Below are 257 nucleotides of genomic sequence, written 5' to 3'. Positions count from 1 at the left end.
GCTAGGATGTTGGCTTGGAAGCAGCCATTCATTTAAAGAGTGCGTAACAGCTCACTAGTCGAGGAATTTGGCGTGGATAATAATCGGGTATCAAGTTGTCTGCCGAAGCCATGGAACCTTTAAGGTTGGTAGGGGAGCATTCCATTCAGCGTCGAAGGCGTGGCGCGAGCCACTCTGGAGCGTATGGAAAAGCAAATGTAGGTATAAGTAACGATAAAGGGGGTGGGAAACCCCCTCGCCGAAAGACTAAGGTTTCC

The 257-nt window shown here is 49.8% G+C and carries 1 rRNA gene; it reads left to right on the top strand.

Annotation, left to right across the window (positions count from 1 at the left end):
- A 23S ribosomal RNA gene (locus H6A61_RS15645) occupies nt 1–257 on the top strand; the annotation flags it as partial.

The sequence above is a fragment of the Bacteroides caecigallinarum genome (assembly GCF_016901995.1).
GTDB classification, from domain to species: Bacteria; Bacteroidota; Bacteroidia; order Bacteroidales; family Bacteroidaceae; genus Phocaeicola; species Phocaeicola cellulolyticus.
This window is presented reverse-complemented; position numbering and strand designations above follow the sequence as displayed.